The 21,936-nt window shown below is 34.6% G+C and carries 21 protein-coding genes and 1 tRNA gene; 10 read left to right on the top strand and 12 right to left on the bottom strand.

Annotated elements, in window-relative coordinates:
* Positions 1–106: 106 nt before the first annotated feature.
* Positions 107–2,788, top strand: a complete 2,682-nt coding sequence (locus tag HNQ00_RS06910) for an AsmA-like C-terminal region-containing protein (protein WP_173837588.1) — start codon at positions 107–109, stop codon at positions 2,786–2,788.
* 231 nt (positions 2,789–3,019) lie between these two features.
* Here HNQ00_RS06910 and HNQ00_RS06905 read toward each other — a convergent pair whose 3' ends face one another.
* The gene (locus tag HNQ00_RS06905; protein WP_173837587.1) at positions 3,020–3,814 is read right to left on the bottom strand and encodes a DUF2797 domain-containing protein; all 795 of its coding nucleotides are present in this window, start codon (positions 3,812–3,814) and stop codon (positions 3,020–3,022) included.
* A gap of 96 nt (positions 3,815–3,910) precedes the next feature.
* Between HNQ00_RS06905 and HNQ00_RS06900 the strand changes: the two genes are divergently transcribed.
* Positions 3,911–5,437, top strand: a complete 1,527-nt coding sequence (locus tag HNQ00_RS06900) for a GH3 auxin-responsive promoter family protein (protein WP_173837586.1) — start codon at positions 3,911–3,913, stop codon at positions 5,435–5,437.
* Positions 5,438–5,533: 96 nt separating this feature from the next.
* On the opposite strand, the gene serB is transcribed toward HNQ00_RS06900, so the two are convergent.
* The 4 genes from serB to HNQ00_RS06880 all read right to left on the bottom strand — a co-directional run bounded on the left by serB (position 5,534) and on the right by HNQ00_RS06880 (position 10,643).
* On the bottom strand, positions 5,534–6,769 hold the full coding sequence (serB, locus tag HNQ00_RS06895; RefSeq protein WP_173837585.1) for a phosphoserine phosphatase SerB: 1,236 nt from the start codon (positions 6,767–6,769) through the stop codon (positions 5,534–5,536).
* Positions 6,770–6,926: 157 nt separating this feature from the next.
* Complete coding sequence (clpX, locus tag HNQ00_RS06890; protein WP_173837584.1) at positions 6,927–8,159, bottom strand: ATP-dependent Clp protease ATP-binding subunit ClpX; 1,233 nt, start codon at positions 8,157–8,159, stop codon at positions 6,927–6,929.
* Positions 8,160–8,229: 70 nt separating this feature from the next.
* Positions 8,230–8,904: an ATP-dependent Clp endopeptidase proteolytic subunit ClpP gene (clpP, locus tag HNQ00_RS06885; protein WP_026707631.1), complete on the bottom strand. Its 675-nt coding sequence runs from the start codon at positions 8,902–8,904 to the stop codon at positions 8,230–8,232.
* A 413-nt stretch (positions 8,905–9,317) separates the two neighbouring features.
* Positions 9,318–10,643, bottom strand: coding sequence for a trigger factor (locus tag HNQ00_RS06880; RefSeq protein ID WP_173837583.1), 1,326 nt, complete (start codon positions 10,641–10,643; stop codon positions 9,318–9,320).
* Between the two features lie 453 nt (positions 10,644–11,096).
* Here HNQ00_RS06880 and HNQ00_RS06875 point away from each other — a divergent pair, with 453 nt between their 5' ends.
* Positions 11,097–11,675, top strand: a complete 579-nt coding sequence (locus tag HNQ00_RS06875) for an FRG domain-containing protein (RefSeq protein WP_173837582.1) — start codon at positions 11,097–11,099, stop codon at positions 11,673–11,675.
* A 296-nt stretch (positions 11,676–11,971) separates the two neighbouring features.
* A complete protein-coding gene (locus HNQ00_RS06870) occupies positions 11,972–12,313 on the top strand; it encodes a DUF3024 domain-containing protein (protein ID WP_173837581.1) in 342 nt (113 codons plus the stop codon).
* A 107-nt stretch (positions 12,314–12,420) separates the two neighbouring features.
* Here HNQ00_RS06870 and HNQ00_RS06865 read toward each other — a convergent pair whose 3' ends face one another.
* Positions 12,421–12,678: a Txe/YoeB family addiction module toxin gene (locus HNQ00_RS06865; protein ID WP_173837648.1), complete on the bottom strand. Its 258-nt coding sequence runs from the start codon at positions 12,676–12,678 to the stop codon at positions 12,421–12,423.
* A gap of 1 nt (position 12,679) precedes the next feature.
* The gene (locus HNQ00_RS06860; RefSeq protein ID WP_173837580.1) at positions 12,680–12,934 is read right to left on the bottom strand and encodes a type II toxin-antitoxin system Phd/YefM family antitoxin; all 255 of its coding nucleotides are present in this window, start codon (positions 12,932–12,934) and stop codon (positions 12,680–12,682) included.
* 274 nt (positions 12,935–13,208) lie between these two features.
* On the opposite strand from HNQ00_RS06860, the gene HNQ00_RS06855 reads away from it, so the two are divergent.
* From HNQ00_RS06855 to HNQ00_RS06830, 6 genes are all read left to right on the top strand, one after another.
* The gene (locus HNQ00_RS06855) at positions 13,209–14,378 is read left to right on the top strand and encodes an MFS transporter (RefSeq protein WP_173837579.1); all 1,170 of its coding nucleotides are present in this window, start codon (positions 13,209–13,211) and stop codon (positions 14,376–14,378) included.
* A gap of 118 nt (positions 14,379–14,496) precedes the next feature.
* Positions 14,497–15,012 (top strand): DUF2975 domain-containing protein, encoded by a 516-nt coding sequence (locus HNQ00_RS06850; RefSeq protein ID WP_173837578.1) that lies wholly within the window; start codon positions 14,497–14,499, stop codon positions 15,010–15,012.
* A 2-nt stretch (positions 15,013–15,014) separates the two neighbouring features.
* Positions 15,015–15,230, top strand: coding sequence for a helix-turn-helix domain-containing protein (locus tag HNQ00_RS06845; protein WP_074721690.1), 216 nt, complete (start codon positions 15,015–15,017; stop codon positions 15,228–15,230).
* Positions 15,231–15,336: 106 nt separating this feature from the next.
* The gene (locus HNQ00_RS06840; RefSeq protein WP_173837577.1) at positions 15,337–15,705 is read left to right on the top strand and encodes a hypothetical protein; all 369 of its coding nucleotides are present in this window, start codon (positions 15,337–15,339) and stop codon (positions 15,703–15,705) included.
* Between the two features lie 74 nt (positions 15,706–15,779).
* A complete protein-coding gene (locus HNQ00_RS06835) occupies positions 15,780–15,962 on the top strand; it encodes a hypothetical protein (RefSeq protein ID WP_173837576.1) in 183 nt (60 codons plus the stop codon).
* Between the two features lie 67 nt (positions 15,963–16,029).
* Positions 16,030–17,019 (top strand): phosphotransferase, encoded by a 990-nt coding sequence (locus HNQ00_RS06830; RefSeq protein WP_173837575.1) that lies wholly within the window; start codon positions 16,030–16,032, stop codon positions 17,017–17,019.
* A gap of 9 nt (positions 17,020–17,028) precedes the next feature.
* On the opposite strand, the gene HNQ00_RS06825 is transcribed toward HNQ00_RS06830, so the two are convergent.
* From HNQ00_RS06825 to HNQ00_RS06805, 5 genes are all read right to left on the bottom strand, one after another.
* A complete protein-coding gene (locus HNQ00_RS06825; protein ID WP_173837574.1) occupies positions 17,029–17,529 on the bottom strand; it encodes a CAP domain-containing protein in 501 nt (166 codons plus the stop codon).
* A gap of 257 nt (positions 17,530–17,786) precedes the next feature.
* Complete coding sequence (locus HNQ00_RS06820) at positions 17,787–18,611, bottom strand: MOSC domain-containing protein (protein ID WP_173837573.1); 825 nt, start codon at positions 18,609–18,611, stop codon at positions 17,787–17,789.
* 181 nt (positions 18,612–18,792) lie between these two features.
* A tRNA-Glu gene (locus HNQ00_RS06815) sits at positions 18,793–18,864 on the bottom strand.
* Between the two features lie 264 nt (positions 18,865–19,128).
* Positions 19,129–21,462, bottom strand: coding sequence for a multicopper oxidase domain-containing protein (locus HNQ00_RS06810; protein ID WP_173837572.1), 2,334 nt, complete (start codon positions 21,460–21,462; stop codon positions 19,129–19,131).
* Positions 21,452–21,934, bottom strand: coding sequence for a DUF305 domain-containing protein (locus tag HNQ00_RS06805; protein ID WP_173837571.1), 483 nt, complete (start codon positions 21,932–21,934; stop codon positions 21,452–21,454). Before HNQ00_RS06805 ends, HNQ00_RS06810 begins: the two co-directional genes overlap by 11 nt.
* Positions 21,935–21,936 lie beyond the last annotated feature (2 nt).

Genomic DNA, 21,936 nt, shown 5'->3' with positions numbered 1-21,936 from the left:
TACATTTGTGAAAATTTTAAAAGCCTAGTATTGTTAAAATGCTATTTTTGTACTCTTAACGATGTTAATTTCATCATTACAGTATTAAATAAATTAAAAAAACAATATGTTAAAGACAATATTAAAAGTTCTTGCAGGTTTGCTATTGCTACTCGTTGCTTCACTATTTGCAATTCCTTACTTTTTTAAAGACCAGATTACCGCTAAGATTACGACAATTATCAACAGTAAAGTTGATGCAAATGTTAGTTTTAAAGACGCCAATTTGAGCCTTTTTAAAAACTTCCCTAATGCAAGCTTAACCCTAGATAGTTTGACAATTATTAACAAAGCACCTTTTGCTGGCGACACCTTAGTTGCCCTTGGCGAACTAGATTTAAAAATGTCTGTAAAAGAACTTTTTAAAGATGCTAACGAGACCATGAATATTCAAGGAATCTCGACTAAAAATGGTGTCGTAAATATTTTATTTAATAAAGACGGCTTAGGCAATTATGACATTGCTATTAAAGACGACAAGCCTGCTACCGAAAGTGGCGATAGCAAATTATCATTGAATATCCAAAATTATAAAGTAGACAACTTAAGGTTTAAATATTACGATGAATCATCAAAGATTAAGTTGGTACTGGACAGCATTAATCATGAAGGTACTGGAGATTTTGCTGCATCAAAATTAGATTTGGTTACTAAGACCACAACAAAGGTATCACTAGATATGGATAAGGTGAACTACATGAAAAATGTAGCATTGACACTTGATGCTGTTTTAGGAATCGATCTAGAAAATAGCAAATACAGCTTTAAAGAAAATAAAGCACTGATTAATCAATTGCCACTTGCATTTGATGGATTTATCCAAATTGTAGAAGGCGGACAAGATTATGACTTAAAATTCAAAACACCTACATCGTCATTTAAGAACTTTCTAGGAGTTATTCCTGCAGCTTACGCTGCTAGTTTAGACAACGTGAAAACTACGGGAGATTTTAGTATTGTTGGTTTTGCTAAAGGAAGGTATTCTGACACCACTGTTCCTAAATTCAGTATTGCTATTGCATCAAATAACGCCTCTTTTAAATATCCTGATTTGCCTAAATCAGTTCAAAATATCGTAATCGACACTAAAATTATCAACGAAACAGGAATTTTAAATGATACTTACGTTAATCTCGATAAGCTTTCTTTCAAGATAGATCAAGATGTTTTTAACGCTAAAGCAAAAATTACTAATGTTACTCAAAATGCTGTTGTTGATGCAATGTTGAAAGGAACAGTTAATTTAGGAAATCTTTCACAAGCGTATCCTATTAAGTTAGACAAGCCGTTATCAGGGATTTTAAAGGCAGATGTTACTACTAAATTTGACATGCAATCTGTAGAGAAAAGTCAGTACCAGAATATCAATAACGCAGGTACGATGAGTTTATCTGGATTTAAATATACCGATGAAAACGGAAAAGCATTGAACATTAGCACAGCACTAGTACAATTCAATCCAAGCCAAGTTAACTTAAAACAATTTAATGCCGCTACTGGTAAAAGTGATATTAGCGTAACTGGAATTTTAGAGAATTTCTATGGCTTTATATTCAAAAACCAAGAGTTAAAAGGAAACTTCAATTTGTCTTCTAACCAACTTGCGGTAAGCGATTTTATGACTACCGGAAGCGCTACAGCAAGTAAAACAACTACCGAGGGTAAAACAGCTACTACAGCTCCACAAGCAACTGACGCGATGAAGATTCCAGCTTTTTTAAATTGTACGCTTAGCGCGAAAGCCAATACGGTTTTGTATGACAATTTAACCTTAAAAGACGTCTCAGGAAAACTAATTGTGAAAGACGAGAAGGTAACCATGGAAAATGTAAAGACAGCTATCTTTGGAGGAAATATTGGTTTGAATGGATCTGTGTCTACCAAAGGAAAAGTACCTGTATTTGACATGAATTTAGGATTGAATCAAGTAGACATCGCACAGTCTTTTACGCAATTAGACATGCTTAAAAAACTAGCTCCTATTGCAGGAATTATTAACGGTAAATTAAACTCAACAATTAAGTTAAACGGAAACCTGACTAATGATATGAGTCCGGATCTTAAGAGTTTAACCGGAGACTTATTAGGTCAATTACTTTCTACGACTGTAAATGCTAGTAACTCGACTTTATTGACAGCGCTGACTTCAAATATCAAGTTCTTAGATTTAAGCAAAATCAATTTTAACGATTTAAAGGCTGCAATCACTTTTAAAGACGGACAGGTAAGTGTGCGTCCGTTTGACATTAAATACAAAGACATTAAAGCAACAATAGGTGGTACGCATGGCTTTGACCAAACGATGAACTATAGTTTAAAATTTGATGTACCGGCAAAATACCTTGGGTCAGATGCTAATGCATTAATAGCTAAGTTAACACCCGCAGATGCAGCTAAATTAGAAAACATACCTATTAACGCCTTAATGACAGGGAATTTCTCAAGTCCGAAAATCTCTACCGATCTTAAAACTGCCGTGACTAATTTAACAAATCAATTAATCCAACAGCAAAAAGCAGCTTTAATTAGCAAAGGAACAAGCAAGTTAACCGACTTGATTAACAAAAATAAAAAACCTGGAGACAGCTCTAAAACAGTGTTACCTACAACTAAAGCCGAAGTACAGGAACAAGCAAAAGTAGAAGTCAAAAAACAAGCTACGAGTTTATTAAAAGGCTTGTTGAATAAAAAGAAAACTACTACTCCGCCGGCAACCACTACTCCAGCCACGGAAACAGAGGATAAATAGTTATTTAAACTCATTATTACCACAAATAAAAGGGATGCACAATACGCTAATTGTGCATCCCTTTTTTTGTGATATTTAAACTAATCGTTGTGGTTAGCATTCTACTGCGTGAGGGATAGTAGCGGCATCCTTTTTATCTTGTTTTCAAGAAAAAAAGATACAGCGAATAGCCCGACCTTAGATAAAATTAGAACAAATTTTATCTAAGGTCACGCCCAAAACAGTTGCTTATTACACCTGAATGCGTACTACATACCCTTCAGAACTGCGAACATTAAATACAGTACCATCTTCAAAAATCAAGTACTGCCCTTTTATTCCCGTTAATTTACCCTGAAAACTAGGTGTTTTATCGAGACTTAAGCTTTTGACTTTAGCAGGATAGTTTATCACAGGATAGTGCATGCGGTACAAGTCGTTTTTATCTAAATTAAAATAGCTTCTCGCTTCCTCAGGAATTAGATTTTCTAGCTGCGCTCTCTCGGCGATTAAGTCGGCTGGAGGAACATCATTAGTTAGCATTTTGCGCCAGTTTGTTTTGTCGGCAAAGTGATTTTTTAAAGCTACCTCGGTGATTCCGGCTAGGTAACGATTAGGTACTTCGATGATTGCGATCGCTTCGTTTGCACCTTGATCAATCCATCGAGTTGGCATTTGTGTACCACGAGTAACCCCAACTTTCACTTCGCTAGACAACGCTAAATACACAATATGAGGTTGTAGCTGTACTCTTTTTTCGTATTCTAAATCTCGATCTTCGATGTCTAAATGTGCCGTGCTTAACTCCGGCTTCATAATCCAATCTCCAACGGCAGCACTAGAATAGAAACAATCATAACAAAAACCTTGACGAAAAATCTTTTTCTTTTTGCCACAATTTAAACACTGATATCCCAAGAAATCTATCGAAATATCTTTACCTAATAATTGGTTCACATTCAAAAAACTGTCTTCAAAAACCAAGTAGTACTGGATTGGGTCTCCGTATTCAGTTTGCATCTTGGTCAGTACGCCTTCGTATTGCATTTAGTTTACTCTTTAAAGTTTGATGTTTAACAAAAAATGTTATTTTTGGTAAAGTTATCATTCGTAACGCATAATTCATAACTCCAATTTTAAAAAATGCCACTAACCATTATTAATTCATTCGCTTCATGGGTTTTAAAACAACGAATCCATCAAATTGAACTTTTCCTTAAATACCCCAATGAGGTACAAGAGGAGTTGCTAATGAATTTGCTAACGGCTGCAAAAGATACAGTTATAGGTACCGATTATGATTATGCCTCTATAAAATCGTATGCCACATTTGCTGAACGCGTACCTATTGTAACATACGAAGATATTCACCCGTTGATTGAACGTACCCGTAGTGGAGAGCAAAACTTGTTTTGGAACACCCCTATAAAATGGTTTGCCAAATCGAGTGGTACCACAAATGCAAAAAGTAAATTTATTCCTGTAAGCAGTAGTGCGCTTGAAGACTGCCATTATAAAGGCAGTAAAGATTTACTGTGCATGTATTTAAACAATAATGAAAATTCAGAATTGTTCACAGGTAAGAGTTTGCGTTTAGGCGGAAGCTCTCAGATCTATGAAAACAACAATACCTCTTTTGGTGACTTGTCGGCTATTTTAATCGAAAACATGCCTATTTGGGCAGAGTTTAGTAGCACGCCTAGCAGTAAAATATCATTAATGAGCGAATGGGAGTCAAAAATGGCCGCCATCATTAACGAGACTAAAAAAGAGAATGTTACTAGTTTTGCTGGAGTTCCCTCATGGATGTTGGTTTTAATGAACCGCATAATTGAAGAAACTGGAAAAACAGATCTCTTTGAAGTATGGCCTAACTTAGAAGTGTATTTTCACGGCGGAGTAAATTTTGAACCCTACCGCGAACAATATCAAAAAATACTACCTAAAAAAGAATTTAAATATTACGAAATATACAATGCCTCTGAAGGTTTCTTTGCCATTCAAGATTTGAACTATTCTAGCGATTTACTGTTAATGCTAGACTATGGTATCTTTTACGAGTTCATTGCAATGGACACTTTTGACACGCCCAACCAAAAAATTGTTCGCCTTGCTGATGTAGAATTGTTTAAAAACTACGCTATCGTTATTACTACAAATTCAGGATTATGGCGTTATTTAATAGGAGACACTGTTCGTTTTACTTCCTTGAGTCCGTACCGCATTAGAGTTACCGGAAGAACAAAACACCATATTAATGTTTTTGGAGAAGAGTTAATGGTCGAAAATACCGATCAGGCTATAGCCAAAGCATGTAGAGAAACCAACACCGAAGTGGTTGATTATACCGTTGCACCCGTTTTTATGGAAGGCAAGGAAAAAGGCGCACATGAATGGATGATTGAATTCAAGAAAGCTCCTGAAAACACAGATGCTTTTCATAAAATACTAGACGATACCTTGCAATCTCTAAACTCTGATTACGAGGCGAAGCGCACCAACAACATGACATTAAATCCATTGATCATAAATATAGCACGCAAAAATTTATTTTACGATTGGTTAAAAGAGCGAGACAAACTAGGCGGTCAACATAAAATCCCTAGACTATCTAACCAAAGAGATTATTTGGAGCAATTGAAGAGTATGCAAGTTAAAATAGCGTTGTAATCACAAGAGATCCCTTTTAAAATACCACTATTTCAAATGGCAGAAAAGCCTTAAATCGATTACGAGTTAAGGCTTTTTTACTTAGTATTAATGGCACTATTCCATCATCATATCAATATGCCTGTCATGATACCCTAGCAAGTATAAAACACCATCTAATCCTAAGCTAGAAATAGAAGTCGACGCGCTTTCTTTTACCTTTGGTTTTGCATGAAAAGCGATTCCTAATCCAGCTAAATTCAACATCGGTAAATCATTGGCTCCATCTCCTACAGCAATTGTTTGATTGATGTGTACCCCTTCTTTGTCGGCAATTAATTGTAATAATTCGGCTTTCTTTTTACCATCTACAATTTCACCTAAATATTTCCCTGTTAGCTTGCCATCGATTATTTCTAATTCGTTAGCGTGCACATAATCTATACCCAATTCTTTTTGTAAATACTTACCAAAATAAGTAAATCCTCCAGATAGTATCGCTGTTTTATAACCGTAATATTTCAATGCCTTCATCAAGCGATGTGCTCCTTGCGTAATAGGTAAGTTCTCTGCTACCTTTTGCAATACTTCTTCACTTAACCCTTCAAGTAATGCCATACGTTGTTTAAAGCTTTCGCTAAAATCAATCTCGCCATTCATTGCTGATTCGGTTATTGCTCTTACTTGCTCTCCTACTCCTGCAAGATCAGCTAGCTCATCGATGACTTCAGTTTGTATTAAAGTAGAGTCCATATCAAAACAAACTAAGCGTCTATTTCTTCTATAAATACCATCTTCTTGAAATGAGATATCAACGTCTAGCGTTCTCGAAATCTCCATGAACTTAGCGGTAATTAAATTCTTGTTCAATATATTTCCTGACACTGACAATTGCACGCAAGAGCGAGGATACATCCCTTTGTCAATAATGGAAACTCTACCCGTCAATCTTTTAATAGCGTAAATATTTAAATTTTGATCAGACAAAATTTGAGTCACAGCAGCCATTTGTGCAGCCGCTAGTGTTTCTCCTAATATGTTTACAATGTATCTTTTTTTAGACTGTCCCTTTACCCAATTCTCATAATCATCAATCGAAATTGGCGTGAACTTCACCTTTATCTCTAGCTCATAAGCCTTAAATAATAAGTCCTTTAAAATAGGTGCCGATGACGAGCCTGCTTTAATTTCGAATAAAATCCCTAAAGATAATGTATCATGAATATCAGCCTGACCTATATCTAATATAGTGGCTTCATAATTGGCCAAAATCGAAGTTAAACCCGCAGTAACTCCCGGTTTATCTTGTCCCGAAACTTTTAATAAAATAATCTCTTTGTCTTCTAGAGTCATAATAACATGCTTTGATCAAACAAAAATCGGGATTCTAAAACTTATAAGGAAAGGATACTATCTATTTTTTAAAACAATAACAAATACGATAATTTAGACCTAAAAAAACCCGTTCAAATCAATGAACGGGTTTATATTTTTAAGAAAAATGCAATTATTATGATGCAATCTCTAAACGTTTCAACAAGTTTTTATTAAGTGTCTCCTCAGCGTACGTTCTATCAATTTCTAATTTTTTATCCTCAGAACTTGGTAATTCATACATTGCATCAGTTAAGATTGCTTCACATAATGAACGCAATCCACGAGCTCCTAATTTATACTCTAGTGCCTTATCAACAATAAAGTCAAGTGCTTCGTCAGTGATTGAAAACTCCACCTCATCCATTAAGAATAACTTTTGGTACTGTTTGATTAACGCATTTTTAGGCTCTGTTAAAATAGAACGTAAAGTAGCTCTATCTAACGGATCCATATGTGTCAATACTGGCAAACGACCAATAATCTCAGGAATCAATCCAAAATCTTTAATATCTTTAGGAATGATGTATTGCAATAAATTGTCTTTATCTATATTATCTGCTGTCTTCGAAGTCGAATACCCTACAGCCTGACGGTTCAAACGTTTCGATATAATTCTTTCGATTCCGTCAAAAGCACCACCGGCAATAAACAAAATGTTTTGCGTGTTTACCTCAACAAATTTTTGGTCTGGATGCTTACGTCCTCCTTTTGGTGGCACGTTTACAACTGTTCCTTCCAATAGTTTCAATAAAGCTTGTTGCACACCTTCACCAGATACGTCACGTGTAATTGATGGATTATCGCTCTTACGAGCAATTTTATCAATTTCGTCAATAAAAACGATTCCGCGTTCTGCTTTGGTAACATCATAATCAGCAGCTTGTAAAAGGCGCGTTAAGATACTCTCAACATCTTCTCCTACATAACCAGCTTCAGTTAATACGGTAGCATCAACAATAGCTAGAGGCACGTCTAACATTTTTGCAATGGTCTTAGCAACTAATGTTTTTCCTGTTCCCGTTTGCCCTACCATGATGATATTACTTTTTTCAATCTCTACTTCGTCGTCTTGCTGCTGTTGCATTAAACGCTTGTAGTGATTGTAAACTGCAACCGACATCACTTTTTTAGTTTGGTCTTGCCCTATAACGTATTGGTCTAGAAAAGCTCTAATTTCTTTCGGCTTTTTCAAAATCAAATCACCCACAAGATTTGTGCTCCCTGATGCTTTTAATTCCTCTAAAACAATTCCGTGTGCTTGCTCGATACATTTATCACAAATGTGTGCATCGATACCCGCTATTAATAAATTAGTTTCTGGCTTCTTCCTTCCACAAAACGAACATTCTAATTTTTCTTTCGCCATTTTTTTTTGTTTTCAGTCTCGGTTTACAGTCACAGTACTGCATACTGCGACTGTAAACTGCAAACTGATTTTATCCTCTTCTCAATACCTCATCAATCATTCCGTATTCCTTAGCCTCATCAGCTTTCATCCAGTAATCGCGCTCACTATCTGCGTGCACTTTATCAAATGTTTGCCCTGAGTGGTGCGAAATGATGTTGTATAATTCATCTTTCAATTTCAACATCTCTCTCAAGTTGATTTCCATATCAGTAGCTACACCTTGTGCTCCTCCTGATGGTTGGTGAATCATTACTCTTGAGTGTGGCAATGCCGAACGTTTTCCTTCTGCTCCCGCACACAATAGTACCGCTCCCATTGAAGCAGCCATACCGGTACAAATTGTAGCTACATCAGGCTTAATGTACTGCATAGTATCGTAAATCCCTAAACCTGCATAAACACTTCCTCCTGGAGAGTTTAAGTAAATTTGGATATCCTTAGAAGCATCTGCGCTTTCTAAGAATAATAATTGTGCTTGTACAATGTTTGCGATTTGGTCGTCGATTCCTGTTCCTAAAAAGATAATTCTATCCATCATTAATCTAGAAAAAACATCCAATTGTGAAATGTTTAATTGACGTTCTTCGATAATATAGGGAGTCATATTTGTAGGGTTCATAGCCGCAACGATTTTATCGTAATACATGGCATTAACTCCTTGGTGCTTTGTAGCAAACTTTTTAAATTCTTTACCGTAGTTCATGTGTATGTGTTCTAAGTTGTACTTTTTTTTATCTAATAGTATGGTATCTATTGCAAAGGTCGTTCCTATTTATAGATGTGCCAATATGTCTTACTTTTTTAGCTCTTGTTGTAGCTATAACTTTCTAAACGTCATTTTTAAATTAAATAATCATATCAAAGCCTCCGCAAAGGGCTCTTATAATCTATAAAAATCTAAAACAAGTATAAAAACTTACAATTAAAAAGTAGGAGCTGTAATTATTGGGAGCACCTAAATTATAAATAACAAAAGAGCGCCAAAAATAAATTTCTGACGCTCAAATATAACTATTTTTTATTGTTTACTCTTTGTAATCAAATCATAAAATTTTAATAATCTACCGCACAATTAAGGCAGTTGCTATTGCAACTTACAACTTGACGACCTTGAATTTATTCTCCGTAAGACGCAGCAATAAATTCGTCGTAAGTAACTTCTTTAGTTGTTGGGTTTGCTTTTTCTTTAAACAATTCCAATAATTTCTCTGCAACCACTTGGTCAGAAAGTCTTTTCACTTCATCTTGGTTAGACAAAACTCTTGCAACAATTCCTTGAACTTCTTCATCCGTAGGATTTGTTTGTCCGAATTGTGCCATTTGCTGACGGATATTTTTTGTAGTAAATGTTTTTAAGTCTTCAAAAGTGATTTTAATGTCAGATTGAGCCATAGCTCTACCTTCGATTAATTGAAAACGCAATCCTTTTTCAGAACGCTCGTATTCAACTTCAGCTTCTTCTGGAGTCATTTTTTTCTCACCTACAGTTTGCAACCATTTTTTCAAGAATGCAGCAGGTAATTCAAACTTTGTGCTCTCAATTAAGAACTCAGTAACATCACCTAATAATTTTTGGTCTGCTTGAGTTGCAAATTGGTTCTCAGCATCTTCTTTAATCTTAGCTTTCAATTCGTCAAGTGAAGCAACTTTACCTTCACCAAACAATTTATCAAACAATTCTTGGTTCAATTCAGCTGGCTCAGCCGTGTTGATTCCTTCGATAGTGAAGTTTACATCAACCTCTAAACCGTGAACATCATCATGCTCTACTTTCATAACGTCCATCAATTGGTGGTCGTCATTAAATAAACCTTTAGTATTTACAGTCACAACATCACCTACTTTTTTACCTATAAAAAGTTTAAAAGTTGCTTCATCTTTAAAAAGTTCAGCATTGATTGTAGTTGCGTTATTAATTCCTTTTTCTTCGTTAGAGAAAGTTCCCGTAACATCAGAGTCAGCAGCAACAACCTCTTGAGGAATTGCAGTACCAAATTGTTTTTGGATACGCGCTACTTGATCATCAATTAATTTATCATCAGCGGTAACAACATATTTTACGATATCATTCTTAGCCTCTAAGTCTAAAGTAAAGTCAGGAACTAAACCAATTTCGTACTCAAAAGTCAACTCTTCAGCATCCCAATCAAAGTTTTCGTCTACTTTAGGAAGCGGAGTTCCAAGAAGGTTTAATCTTTCAGATTGAATGAAACGCTCTAAAGCCAAATCAACAACTTTCTTAACTTCCTCTTCTTTAATTCCTCTACCGTATTGTTTTGCAACAAGATCCTTAGGAACCTGCCCTTTTCTAAAACCTTTTACAGTTGCAAGAGGCATTTTTTCATTTATTCTTTTTGCTACTTGACCTTTATAATCCATGTTCACAACTGTCATTACAATTGTTTCATTAACAGCGTCTATTGCTACTCTTTTGATATCCATCTTGTTCTTTAATTTACATTATAAATTCGGAATGCAAAATTATAAAATTTTTCGAAGCCAACCAAGCTTTTTTATCCACCATCGTTTTGCGTGTAATTCCACATAAAAGCCAGTTCCTTTTATCACTTTAAAATAAAAATTAGACACTTTTTTTGGGCGTGCCCGCAAGGGTCAGGCTGTTCGTTCCCGCTTTTATTATTTACCCTACGGGATAAAAAAATAAAGAGCTCCACTGCCATCCTTCACGCATTGCCTGCGCCATAATATTTTTTTTACAACTCCGAACAATAACTTTACTAAATTCGATTGTTTCAAAATAACAGAAATAAAAAAAACATTTTACAAGAATAACTTTTATATTTGAGAAAGGGTAAGTCATATAACGTTTCGTGCCCACAACTAATTTATAGTTGAAAAACAAATATTTACTTCTTAAAAAGAGAGTCCTATACAATGAAAATTATAGACATTAAAAATTTTATTGAATTTCACAATGTAATTGAGAAACATTCATCAGCTAATTATGTATTTAGAGGTCAGCAAGATTTTGATTGGGAGCTAATTCCTAAAATCGGTAGACCTGAATTTTCTAAAAACGTCCCATCCTACTTTAAGGAAGAAGATATTATTAGTTCTTGGCTGAGATATTCTGGCCATCTTTTAAATAGTAGTCCAGTTGATGAATGGGATGAATTGACTCTAGGACAACATCATGGTTTAGCAACAAGACTTTTAGATTGGACTAAAAACCCATTAGTCGCACTTTATTTCGCAACTTTTGATTTAAACCAAAAAAGCGATGCTTCCGTATTCATTATGGATTTTAAAAACAAAGTATTAAAAACAAAAGAAATCAAACCTTTTGATAGCAAAATTATTGTTTCCGGGGTATTTTACCCTAAAGGTCTCTCCGCTCGCGTTATAAACCAAAGAGGTGTATTCACAATATCTAATAAACCACAATTGAGTTTAGAAAAAATTTTAAATAAAAATACTTTTATAAAGCTTCGAATTAAAGGAACAGCTAAATAAGCGATGTTACGAAACCTTGAACAATATGGAGTTAATGAATTTTCAATATATCAAGATCTTGACAATTTATCCAATTATTTAAATCGTTTCATTATAAGTAGAGAATTAGACATAATGGATTAAAGTTATGCTTTTGCAGATTAAAACTGCTAGCATTAGCATCTCGCTCGTCCCGCTAAAACAAGACATAAGAAAGTAACCTCTTAATTATTTAGCAACTGAGATAGCTCATGTTCCTAGCAATAATTACACAATCAGAAGGCAGGAACTACTCAAACTGATAAAATACATACGTAATGAAATTCGAAATAGCCAGTATCGAGATAGAAGAAATTGAAAACTATTTATCCTACATTCGTCCAGAGGAAGAAATGAGGTCTCAAATTGACATTGGATACCGTGTTGATAAACAAAGTGTGTTCATCTTCGAAATCAGACCTAATTGGATGGATCCCAAAAAGAAAGTTGAAAACGATATTGCCAAAGCCACTTATGTTCAAAAAGATGATCATTGGAAAGCTTTTTGGCAAAGATCCGATTTAAAATGGCATGCCTATAAACCGCAACCAGTCGTAAAGCACTTATTAGACTTTATTCGATTAATCGAGAAAGATGAGTACAGTTGTTTTTGGGGATAGCATTCTTGAACTTATGGCTATTGCGAACTTCTAGTTTTTTTTTTGACTAACCGAAAATACGATTTAAAACTAGCAATAGCTACAAACTAATATCACTTTAAGAACTATCAATCGTAATGATGTCTGCATTTTAAGATTTGGATCTCATCACCAATAAATCGATAAATCAGCCGATGTTCATCATCAATTCTTCTAGACCAAAAGCCAGCATATTTGTGTTTTAGTGCCTCTGGTTTCCCGATGCCTTCAAAAGGGTTCCTCGAAATATCTTTGAGCAGTTCATTTGTTTTTTTTACTTTCTTCTTGTCTATTTTTTGCCAGTACAAATAATCTTCCCAAGACTCGTCAACAAATACATATTTCATTTTAGTCCTCAATTAGGTCTTTAGAAAACGAGTTTCCATTCTTTAATTTTTCAATTGCCGAATCTAATCTTCTCTCGTTTGCTCTGGTCGACAATTCATAATTTGTTGCCATTAACGAATTGTATTCTTCCAATGAAATAACAACGATTCCTGAATCTTTTCCGCGGTTGATAATTAGCGTTTCAAAGTTAATTGAAACTCTATCAAAATACGATTTAATATCTTTTCTGAAATCTGAAATATTTGTGACTACCATAATTACTATATTTTGTACAAATTTATGTACAATATTTCATTTTTATGCACTATTTATCCAGTTAATGAAGATAACTAATTTCTAATTCGTGAAATATCCTTTTATAAATTGTGACTTTTCAGCCTTAATCATTTCGTTCCTCGCAATGATTTTTTTAAGCTAGACATATTCTAGTTAAACCATAAAGCCAAAAGAATATTAAATAAAAGGCTCAATCGTAAATAAAACTTTAATTTTGCTTTCCTACTTTAAAAAGGCTGTAAAACATAAGTAAATGAAACCCTTAAAAAACGTTCTCCCTATAATTGTTATCGCTCAATTTTGCTGCACCTCTCTTTGGTTTGCTAGCAATGCCATCATGAGTGATTTGGTATTGCATTTTAACCTCAACCCAAGTGTTGTGAGCTACTTGACCTCAGCGGTGCAATTTGGCTTCATCCTAGGAACATTAGTCTTTGCATTATTAGCGATTGCCGATCGGTTTTCGCCTTCAAAAGTGTTTTTAATTAGTGCTTTACTTGGTGCCGCATGCAACCTTGGGATTCTATGGGACGGTAATAATCTAGCAAGCATGTTAAGCATTCGGTTTTTGACCGGTTTCTTCCTAGCCGGAATCTATCCTGTAGGAATGAAAATTGCCGCTGATTATTTCGAAAAAGGGCTAGGGAAATCACTAGGGTTTTTAGTTGGCGCACTCGTTTTAGGAACTGCTTTTCCGCATTTCCTAAAGGGTATGACTTCAGGACTTCCGTGGGAACTTGTTATTCTTTGCACTGCTGGGCTCGCTATTTTAGGTGGTTTGATGATGGCGTTTTTAGTTCCTGACGGCCCTTTTAGAAAACCAAGTCAAGGAGTCAACATCAAAGCCTCCTTTGGAATTTTCGAAAATAAAAATTTACGCACTGCTGCCTTTGGCTACTTTGGTCATATGTGGGAACTCTATGCTTTTTGGGCTTTCACTCCGTTGATGCTTACCGCTTACTCCAACCTACATCCCGAAGCACAGTTCAATGTTCCTATTCTATCTTTTATTATCATTGGTATTGGCGGACTAGCTTGCATTTTAAGTGGTTATTTATCAGAAAGTTTTGGAACCAAAAAAATAGCTACCATTGCTTTATTATTGTCTTGTATTTGCTGTCTTATTTCGCCATTACTATTCAACCAACCTTCAGCTACACTATTTATTACTTTCCTACTATTTTGGGGCATGGCCGTAGTTGCTGATTCACCCTTGCTTTCTACACTAGTAGCACAAAACGCTCCCGCCGAAGTAAAAGGCACAGCGCTTACCTTGGTAAACAGTATTGGATTTGCCATAACAATAGTTAGCATCCAATTAGTTAGTTCGTTACAATTGTTGACTAACAGTAGTTTGATTTTCTCTTGTCTGGCAATTGGTCCTATTTTTGGATTATTGGCTTTACGCCAAAAAAACAAATGAAAGTGATTTTAAAATTCCGCATAAAATAAAAAAATATTGTTTTATATTATTTTATTATTGTTTATCGATAATTAATTATTATGTTTGTCATGAATTATAAAACCTAAAAAACATAATCATGAAAAAATTAACCTATTTAAAATTCTTTATTAATTTATTTTTCTTCGCATCTATCTTTTCCACTTTCCTTGTATCTGTTAAATTAAGCAAAATACTTTTTAATTATAAAATTCAAAAGCCGTATGAAATAGAAAATATCGATTTATCAATAATTGATGTAAATTCAAAAATCGTTTTCAGTCTTATCACAGTAAGCTCTTTTATATTTATCTATAGTATTTATCTACTTAGAAAAGTTGTCTTTTTATTCATGGAAAATAAAATTTTTGACCATCAAGTTATTTTACTTTTAAATAAAATAGGGAAAAGTCTAATTTTATCAACAATATTAAAAGGCACACCTATTTTATTTATTAAAATAATCTATCTTATAAAAATAGGAAACACCCCTGTTAATTTGAATTACATAGGTTTAAATTTTCCTGTAATTATAATAGCATTATTTTTTATGGTATTAAGTGAAGTATTTAAAATCGCAAAAAATCTTAAAGACGAAAACGAACTAACAGTATAATTATGGCTATAGTAATAAACGTTGATGTGATGCTTGCAAAAAGAAAAATGCGCTCTAATGAGCTTGCTGAAAGAATTGGCATCACCACCGCAAACCTCTCTATTTTAAAAACAGGAAAAGCCAAAGCAATTCGTTTTTCTACACTCGAATTAATTTGCGAAATTTTAGAATGTCAACCAGGAGACATTATGGAATATGTAAAAGAATCTACCTCTTAATTGAGGTAGATTCTTTTTTTTGAATAATCACAAACCTATTACCTTGTAGGTCTTTATTATATAAATACAAAAACACTTATATTCGCTCTAACTTTAGAACCATCAATTGATCAAACAACTAAAATATCTTATTGCGCTCTTTCTTGCTTTTGGCTTGATGGTAAACGATGGTGCTTTGGTTTCTCCTATTAATTCGGTTGAACAGTATCACTTTTCGAATGCAATTGTCAGTAGCGATGCAAAAACAGCTCGCTCAAAAACAGTCTATTTCAAGCAAATTCTAGCGGTACAATCGGTAATTTCGATTCCGATTACCTACCTTCAATTTGCAATTAGCTTCAGTCTAAGTCTTCCGGATATCTTAAAAATCAGAAGACAACTGTTTCAAAAAATCGTTTCTTCTATTGCCCAAAACCTATTTTTAAACGAGACCCTTAATTCTCGTAACGCACTCTCTAGTTTATACATCGCTTAGAAAATTTTCTAAGTGTTTATGCTTTTTATGGCATAACGATGCTATCAAATGTTCCATCATTTACAAATTACATCATGTATAAACAGAAAAAAAAATCGCGTTTAGAGCAATCTACGCACCCTATTCTTTGGGCTAAAAGAAAAATTATGGTAGTCCTAACCGCTTTTATGATCGGAATGGCTTCCGGAATGAATGTAGGCGACAGCTTGCCGCACCAAAAGCAAAATCAAACCGAACAACAAGACAAAAAAGATTGATTGAGCAGCTGTAAGACTTATTATCAATCCTCAAATGATACCTTTGTGCTCCACTAAAAACCACAACATGACCCATTTTCCAGTTACTAGCACTACACTCTCCGCAACTGCACTTGGACAATTCGCTATCGAAAAATACAATTTGAGTCCGAATGCAATTTGCAAATTGTTTAGAACAGGCATCAACCATACGTATTTCATTACTGATGACGATCATAAATATGTGCTGAGAGTGTATTGCTATAATTGGCGTTCTAAGCGCGAAATAGAAGCTGAAATGGATTTGCTGTTGTATTTAAAGCAAAATAACATTGGCATCTCATACCCTATTGCTGATCGAAATAAGCAATTTATCCAAGATATTAATGCGCCCGAAGGATTGCGTCATGCGGTACTTTTCTCTTTTGCCGAAGGCGGAAAAATGAGGTTTATGAATACTGAAACTTGTTTTAAAATTGGGGAAATGATGGGGAAAATTCACCAAACTACAGTAGACAAAAGCTGCAACCGAATTACGTATAATTCTGAAAGTTTATTACAAAAACCTTACGAACTAACATTACAACATTTTCCGGTAGAGAATCTAGAAATGCAATATATAAAAACTGTTTGCGATACCTTAAAACAAACTCTTGAAAGTATTGATTATTCAAAGGTTTCGACAGGAATTATACATTTGGATATTTGGTACGACAACATGAGTATCACTGAGGACAACCAAATTACCTTATTTGATTTTGACTTTTGTGGTAAAGGGCCACTAATATTAGACGTAGCCTATTTTTGCAAGCAATTATTTCATATTGAAAACGATAAAAACGAATATGAAATAAAGAAAGTGGCATTTTTAAAAGGCTATCAGAACGTAAGAGAATTAACTAATAAGGAAATAGGTTTAATTCCTGAAGCTGCAGCGGCGGTTTGGATTTTTTACCTCGGCGTACAATCGCAACGATTTGATTGGTCTAATGTGTTTTTAACTGAAAACTATTTAGAATTATTGTACGTAGCCCGATTGAAATCGTGGTTGGAATATCATATTGCGATTATCAACTAAGAACAGTGACTAGATTTTAGCAAAAATTGTAGTATAGTACTTTTTACCAGTGGTTTCACATTTTTTAATTGCCACTCCAATATGCGTAAAATTACCTTCGATATTTACTTTGTGTCTTGCACTTTCTAACCATGCGTTAAATGCCTTTGTAGGCTTGTTATAATTGAAGGCAACATTCTCCCCTACTTTTAAAGCAGCAACAGTTTTAATAACTTCATCACAACGCTCTGCAAATCCGTCGTGGCTTGCTACAGCATTCTCAATCATATACCCTGTATGGTCATCTGCTGTTACAGATAGAAAACTAATTCTTTCTAATCTATTTAACCCTACACTTTCTCTATGGTCATTAATTAATTCGATAGTTTTAAGCTCATCAGAATTATAACTATAATAGACCGATTTAGCAGAAGTCTTTTCAGTGATGATATCCATCGCATCAGAAGCACATGAGTTAAACATTAAAAGTGATGATAAAGCTAAAAAAATGTATAAGATATTCGTTTTCATAATGTTGTGTTTTATTTTTGAAACTTTTAAATTCCAAAATCAGTTAGTAATTAAATCATATTTCCTTGATCTCTTTTACTAATTTACAACCTCTTTACGCTTTAATTCTCCATTTTTCGGTGAGTGAACCGTAAGTGTAGACAAAGGGAAGATTAAAACCATTAATCGACTATAAAACAAATACTTAAACAAAAAAAAGCCATGAATTTATCATGACTTAATTTTATTATATATACTGTATTACTACTTCTCTATATCTAAATATCCTTATTGGGAAAAGTAATTTCGTTACCTACCTTAATCTTACCTAAGATTGTAGCAATAACATTTTGACCAAAGATTACATTCTTTCCTGATCTTTTATATTTCGACAATGTAAACAATGGCTCTTTACCTGCAATAACTCCGGTCTCTGGATCCACGGTAGTTAATACACAACGCTCGCATGCATTTGTACCAAAAAATGATACAGAACCAATTTTAAAATGCTTGAATGTCTCTTCTTGATAAGCAGCTCCACCAGTGAAAACAAAATTAGGTCGGAAACGTTTGATGGTAATAGGTGATGCCATACGAGCATTTAGATCGTCTAATGATAATTGACCAATAATTAAATAGGGAAATCCATCTGAGAAAGAAGTAATATCTCCTGTAGTCACTGCATATTTAGGATCTACCTGTCGGGTACTGTCCTCAGGCATGTATACCAATCGTACCTTTCGATTTAAAATAGTAGAAAACCAATCTGAAACTGCTGCACCCACTTCGTAAGATTCAACGCTATCCTCCCAAACTACAGCAGTACATTTTTCACTAACCGCGGTAAATACCGGAAACAAATCTATTTTTACAGCTTCATGACTATTTGATTTATGCGAAATCACTAAGTGCGCACCTTCAATAGCCGTATTAAATAAAGCTAGTTCTGGCGTCGTTCTCTGTGACAAAAACAATCCTTGCTCATCTACTAGCATCCATCGGCGATCGTGCTCTAAACCACGTTGTAAAACAGTAGCAGCATCAAGACTGATTCCGCCTAAAGATTTTATTGGATAGATCCAAATTTCAGAAAGTAGTAACATAAGGTTTTTATTTTTGCTCAAATTTACAAAAAAGGGATTGTGGAGCAAGCAAAAAAAAGCCTCAAAAACAGTTCGTTTTCGAGGCTTATCTTTAATTTGCAATAGGTAAGTTAAACAACTTACATCTTTTACTACCGAACTATTTTTATTTAAAAAAATTATTCTACGTAATAGAATTTTGTAGCCCGTAGCGGAATCGAACCGCTCTTACATGGATGAAAACCATGCGTCCTAACCGATAGACGAACGGGCCTTGCTTTTCTATTGCGGGTGCAAAAGTAGCACTATTTTCCAGTTGTGCAAGCAATTTTTAAAAGAGAATGCAAAATTAATTACAGCCTCATTAAAAAATTAATTCTAAATAATTAATAACTAGACTATAGCATTAAAAACTTAATTCAATATTTTTTTACTACGAAAGCGCACTTTAATAGAAAGCGGCTTTTTTCTGATAGTAATTCAACTTAAAACTAACTACAATTTTAAATTTCGCAATCAAACAAATTGAAAAAACAGTCTAATAATTCAAATTCAATCCAAAACCTACACCCATATCGCTATCATAGTGAGTCGTTATTCCCATATTTTTGCCGACAATATATTTGAGCCCGCCCATATATTCTTTGTCAGTATTGACCATGAATGCCATTCGTAATCTTTTGGTCAATGGTATATCTTCACGCATCAATTGAAAACGAACGTTTCCATCATGGTATACTTCGGCTTGAGCTACTACTAATAGAGGTAACGTATAATTAAATCCTAAACTTACTTGCAGTCTTTTGTCTTTGGTACTACTTTGTCCAAACAAATTTTCTTCTATTTCACCACGATCTAATTTTCGATACCGTGCATCAAAACCTATAAAAGGCATAAACCATTGATTTCTTCCAATGTATCGCCCAATATGCGTTTCAGATTCATAACCATGTTCATCATGATATCCTAATCGCCATTCGGTTCCAAAACTCCATCTTGCATTTTGTAACATCGCTTGACCATCATTTCCATTGGTCGCAAAATCATTTTCGGCCATAAAATGAAGCTCGTTACTTTCGGCTTGTAATTTCTTATATGCTTTCTCTTTATTTGGCAACAGAGGATTTGGTGCTGAGTTTTCATAACTAAAAACCCTGTTCATTCCCGCCATCATGTGATAGAGAATATGACAATGAAAGAACCAATCACCATCAGCATTGGCTTCAAATTCAATTACATCGGTTTCCATTGGCATAATATCTAGAACGTTTTTCAATGGTGCATAATCCCCTTTTCCGTTCAATACTCTAAAATCATGACCATGTAAATGCATTGGATGACGCATCATCGAATTGTTGTATAAAGTGATGCGAACAATTTCTCCTTTCTTGATTAAAATCTTGTCACTTTCTGAAAGTACTTTGTTATCCATACTCCAAACGTAACGATTCATGTTTCCTGTCAGTTCAAAACGAAGCTCTCGAACTGATGCCTCTTTTGGCAACGTAGTTTTTGTTGGAGATTTGAGCATCCCGTAATTCAATGTTACCATCTTGGATTTTTTTGAACTCATGTCCATTTTTGAATGATCCATTTTGGCGTCCTTCATATCCACTTTATCAGACGTCATTCCCATCTCTGAATGGTCCATTTTGGAATGATCCATTTCTTCTGGTTTCATGTTCATCTTGGAATGGTCCATTTTACCATCCATCTTCATGTTTGCACTTGCTGATAATTCTGGATACATAACGGTATTCATATCCATTTTTTGCATGCTCATACTCATTCCCATGTCATCCATGGTACCGTCCATATTCATCATGTTGTTCATCATCTTCATTCCTTCAAAATATTTCAATTTTGGCAGAAGATCGGCGGCTTTTTTTTCACCTTCTCCAATATAAATTGAAGTCGATTTTGTTCTATCCTCCGGAGTTGCTAAAAATGCATAGGAAGTATCTTTTTCAGGAACAGTAACAATCACATCATAGGTTTCAGATACCCCAATAATTAATCGATCTACTTCAATTGGATCAACATCATTCCCATCATTGGCTACCACTGTTATTTTCCCTCCCCCGTAAGTCAACCAAAAATAAGAAGAGGCTCCACCATTAGAAATGCGTAACCGTACTTTATCCCCTGCTTTAAATTGTGATAACTGACTTTCCATTTTTCCATTAATCAAAAACTTATCGTAGTACACATCGCTTACATCCATCGCCAACATTCGCTTCCACTCGTTGGTTAATTTGGTTTTAAAATGCCCCTCTTTAATGGCTTCGGCATAACTTTGTGTCGTTCCTTTTTTTATTGCAAACCAATCTGAAGCATTGTGCAACATTCTATGCACATTTTCTGGTTTATAATCTGTCCATTCACTCAAAATAATGGGAACTTGCGGAAGATCATCAATGCCTTTCCTAAAAGTTGAATCGTCTACTTTTTTCTTTAAAATTAAAGAACCATACATCCCAATTTGCTCTTGCAAACCGCTATGACTGTGGTACCAATGCGTACCCGATTGAACAATCGGGAATCGGTACACATGCTCAGTTCTTGGCTTTATAGGCATTTGTGTCAAATAAGGAACACCATCTTCTTTATTGGGTAAATACAAGCCGTGCCAATGCAAAGAGGTTCCTTCTTTCAATTCATTATACACATGAATTTCTGCAGTATCCCCTTCTGTAAAAGTTAAAGTCGGCATTGGAATTTGTCCATTGACTGCAATAGCTCTTTTCTCTTTTCCTGTAAAATTCACTATGGTATCTCTAACATACAAGTCGTATCGAACTACCTTCTGTGCTTTAATTGCCGATGAAGTTAGTAGTAGTAAAGCGAATAGAATTATAGTATTATTTCTCATTCTCCAACCTTTTTATCATTAATTTCATCTCTTGAATTTCCCTTTTTTGAGCTTTAATTATATCGTTAGCTAGCTTTTTTACTTCAGGATCTTTGATGTCTGCTCTTTCACTAGTCATTATAGCGATAGAATGATGAGGAATCATTCCTTTTAACCATAAAACATCACCTATAATTGGCTTTTGAGTACGAACTAGAAACAAGGCAGCACTAAAAAGAATGACACTCCCTAGAAATATTGCTGCGTTTTTCTTCTTATTTTTATACATCCCCATCATCAGCGACAACATTATCACTGCCATTGCAGCTATCCCCAGACAGCTCATGTAGAACCTAGTAAGACTAAAATATACGTGGTCTATCGAATAAGTATTCAAATACATTGTGATATACATAGCTACGAATGAAAGACCTAACATTAAAAAAAATGTATTGTACTTTTTGTTGTTGTTGTTGTTGTTTGATTTTTCCATGT

The sequence above is a fragment of the Flavobacterium aeripolare genome (genome assembly GCF_013294025.1).
Taxonomy (GTDB): domain Bacteria; phylum Bacteroidota; class Bacteroidia; order Flavobacteriales; family Flavobacteriaceae; genus Flavobacterium.
This window is presented reverse-complemented; position numbering and strand designations above follow the sequence as displayed.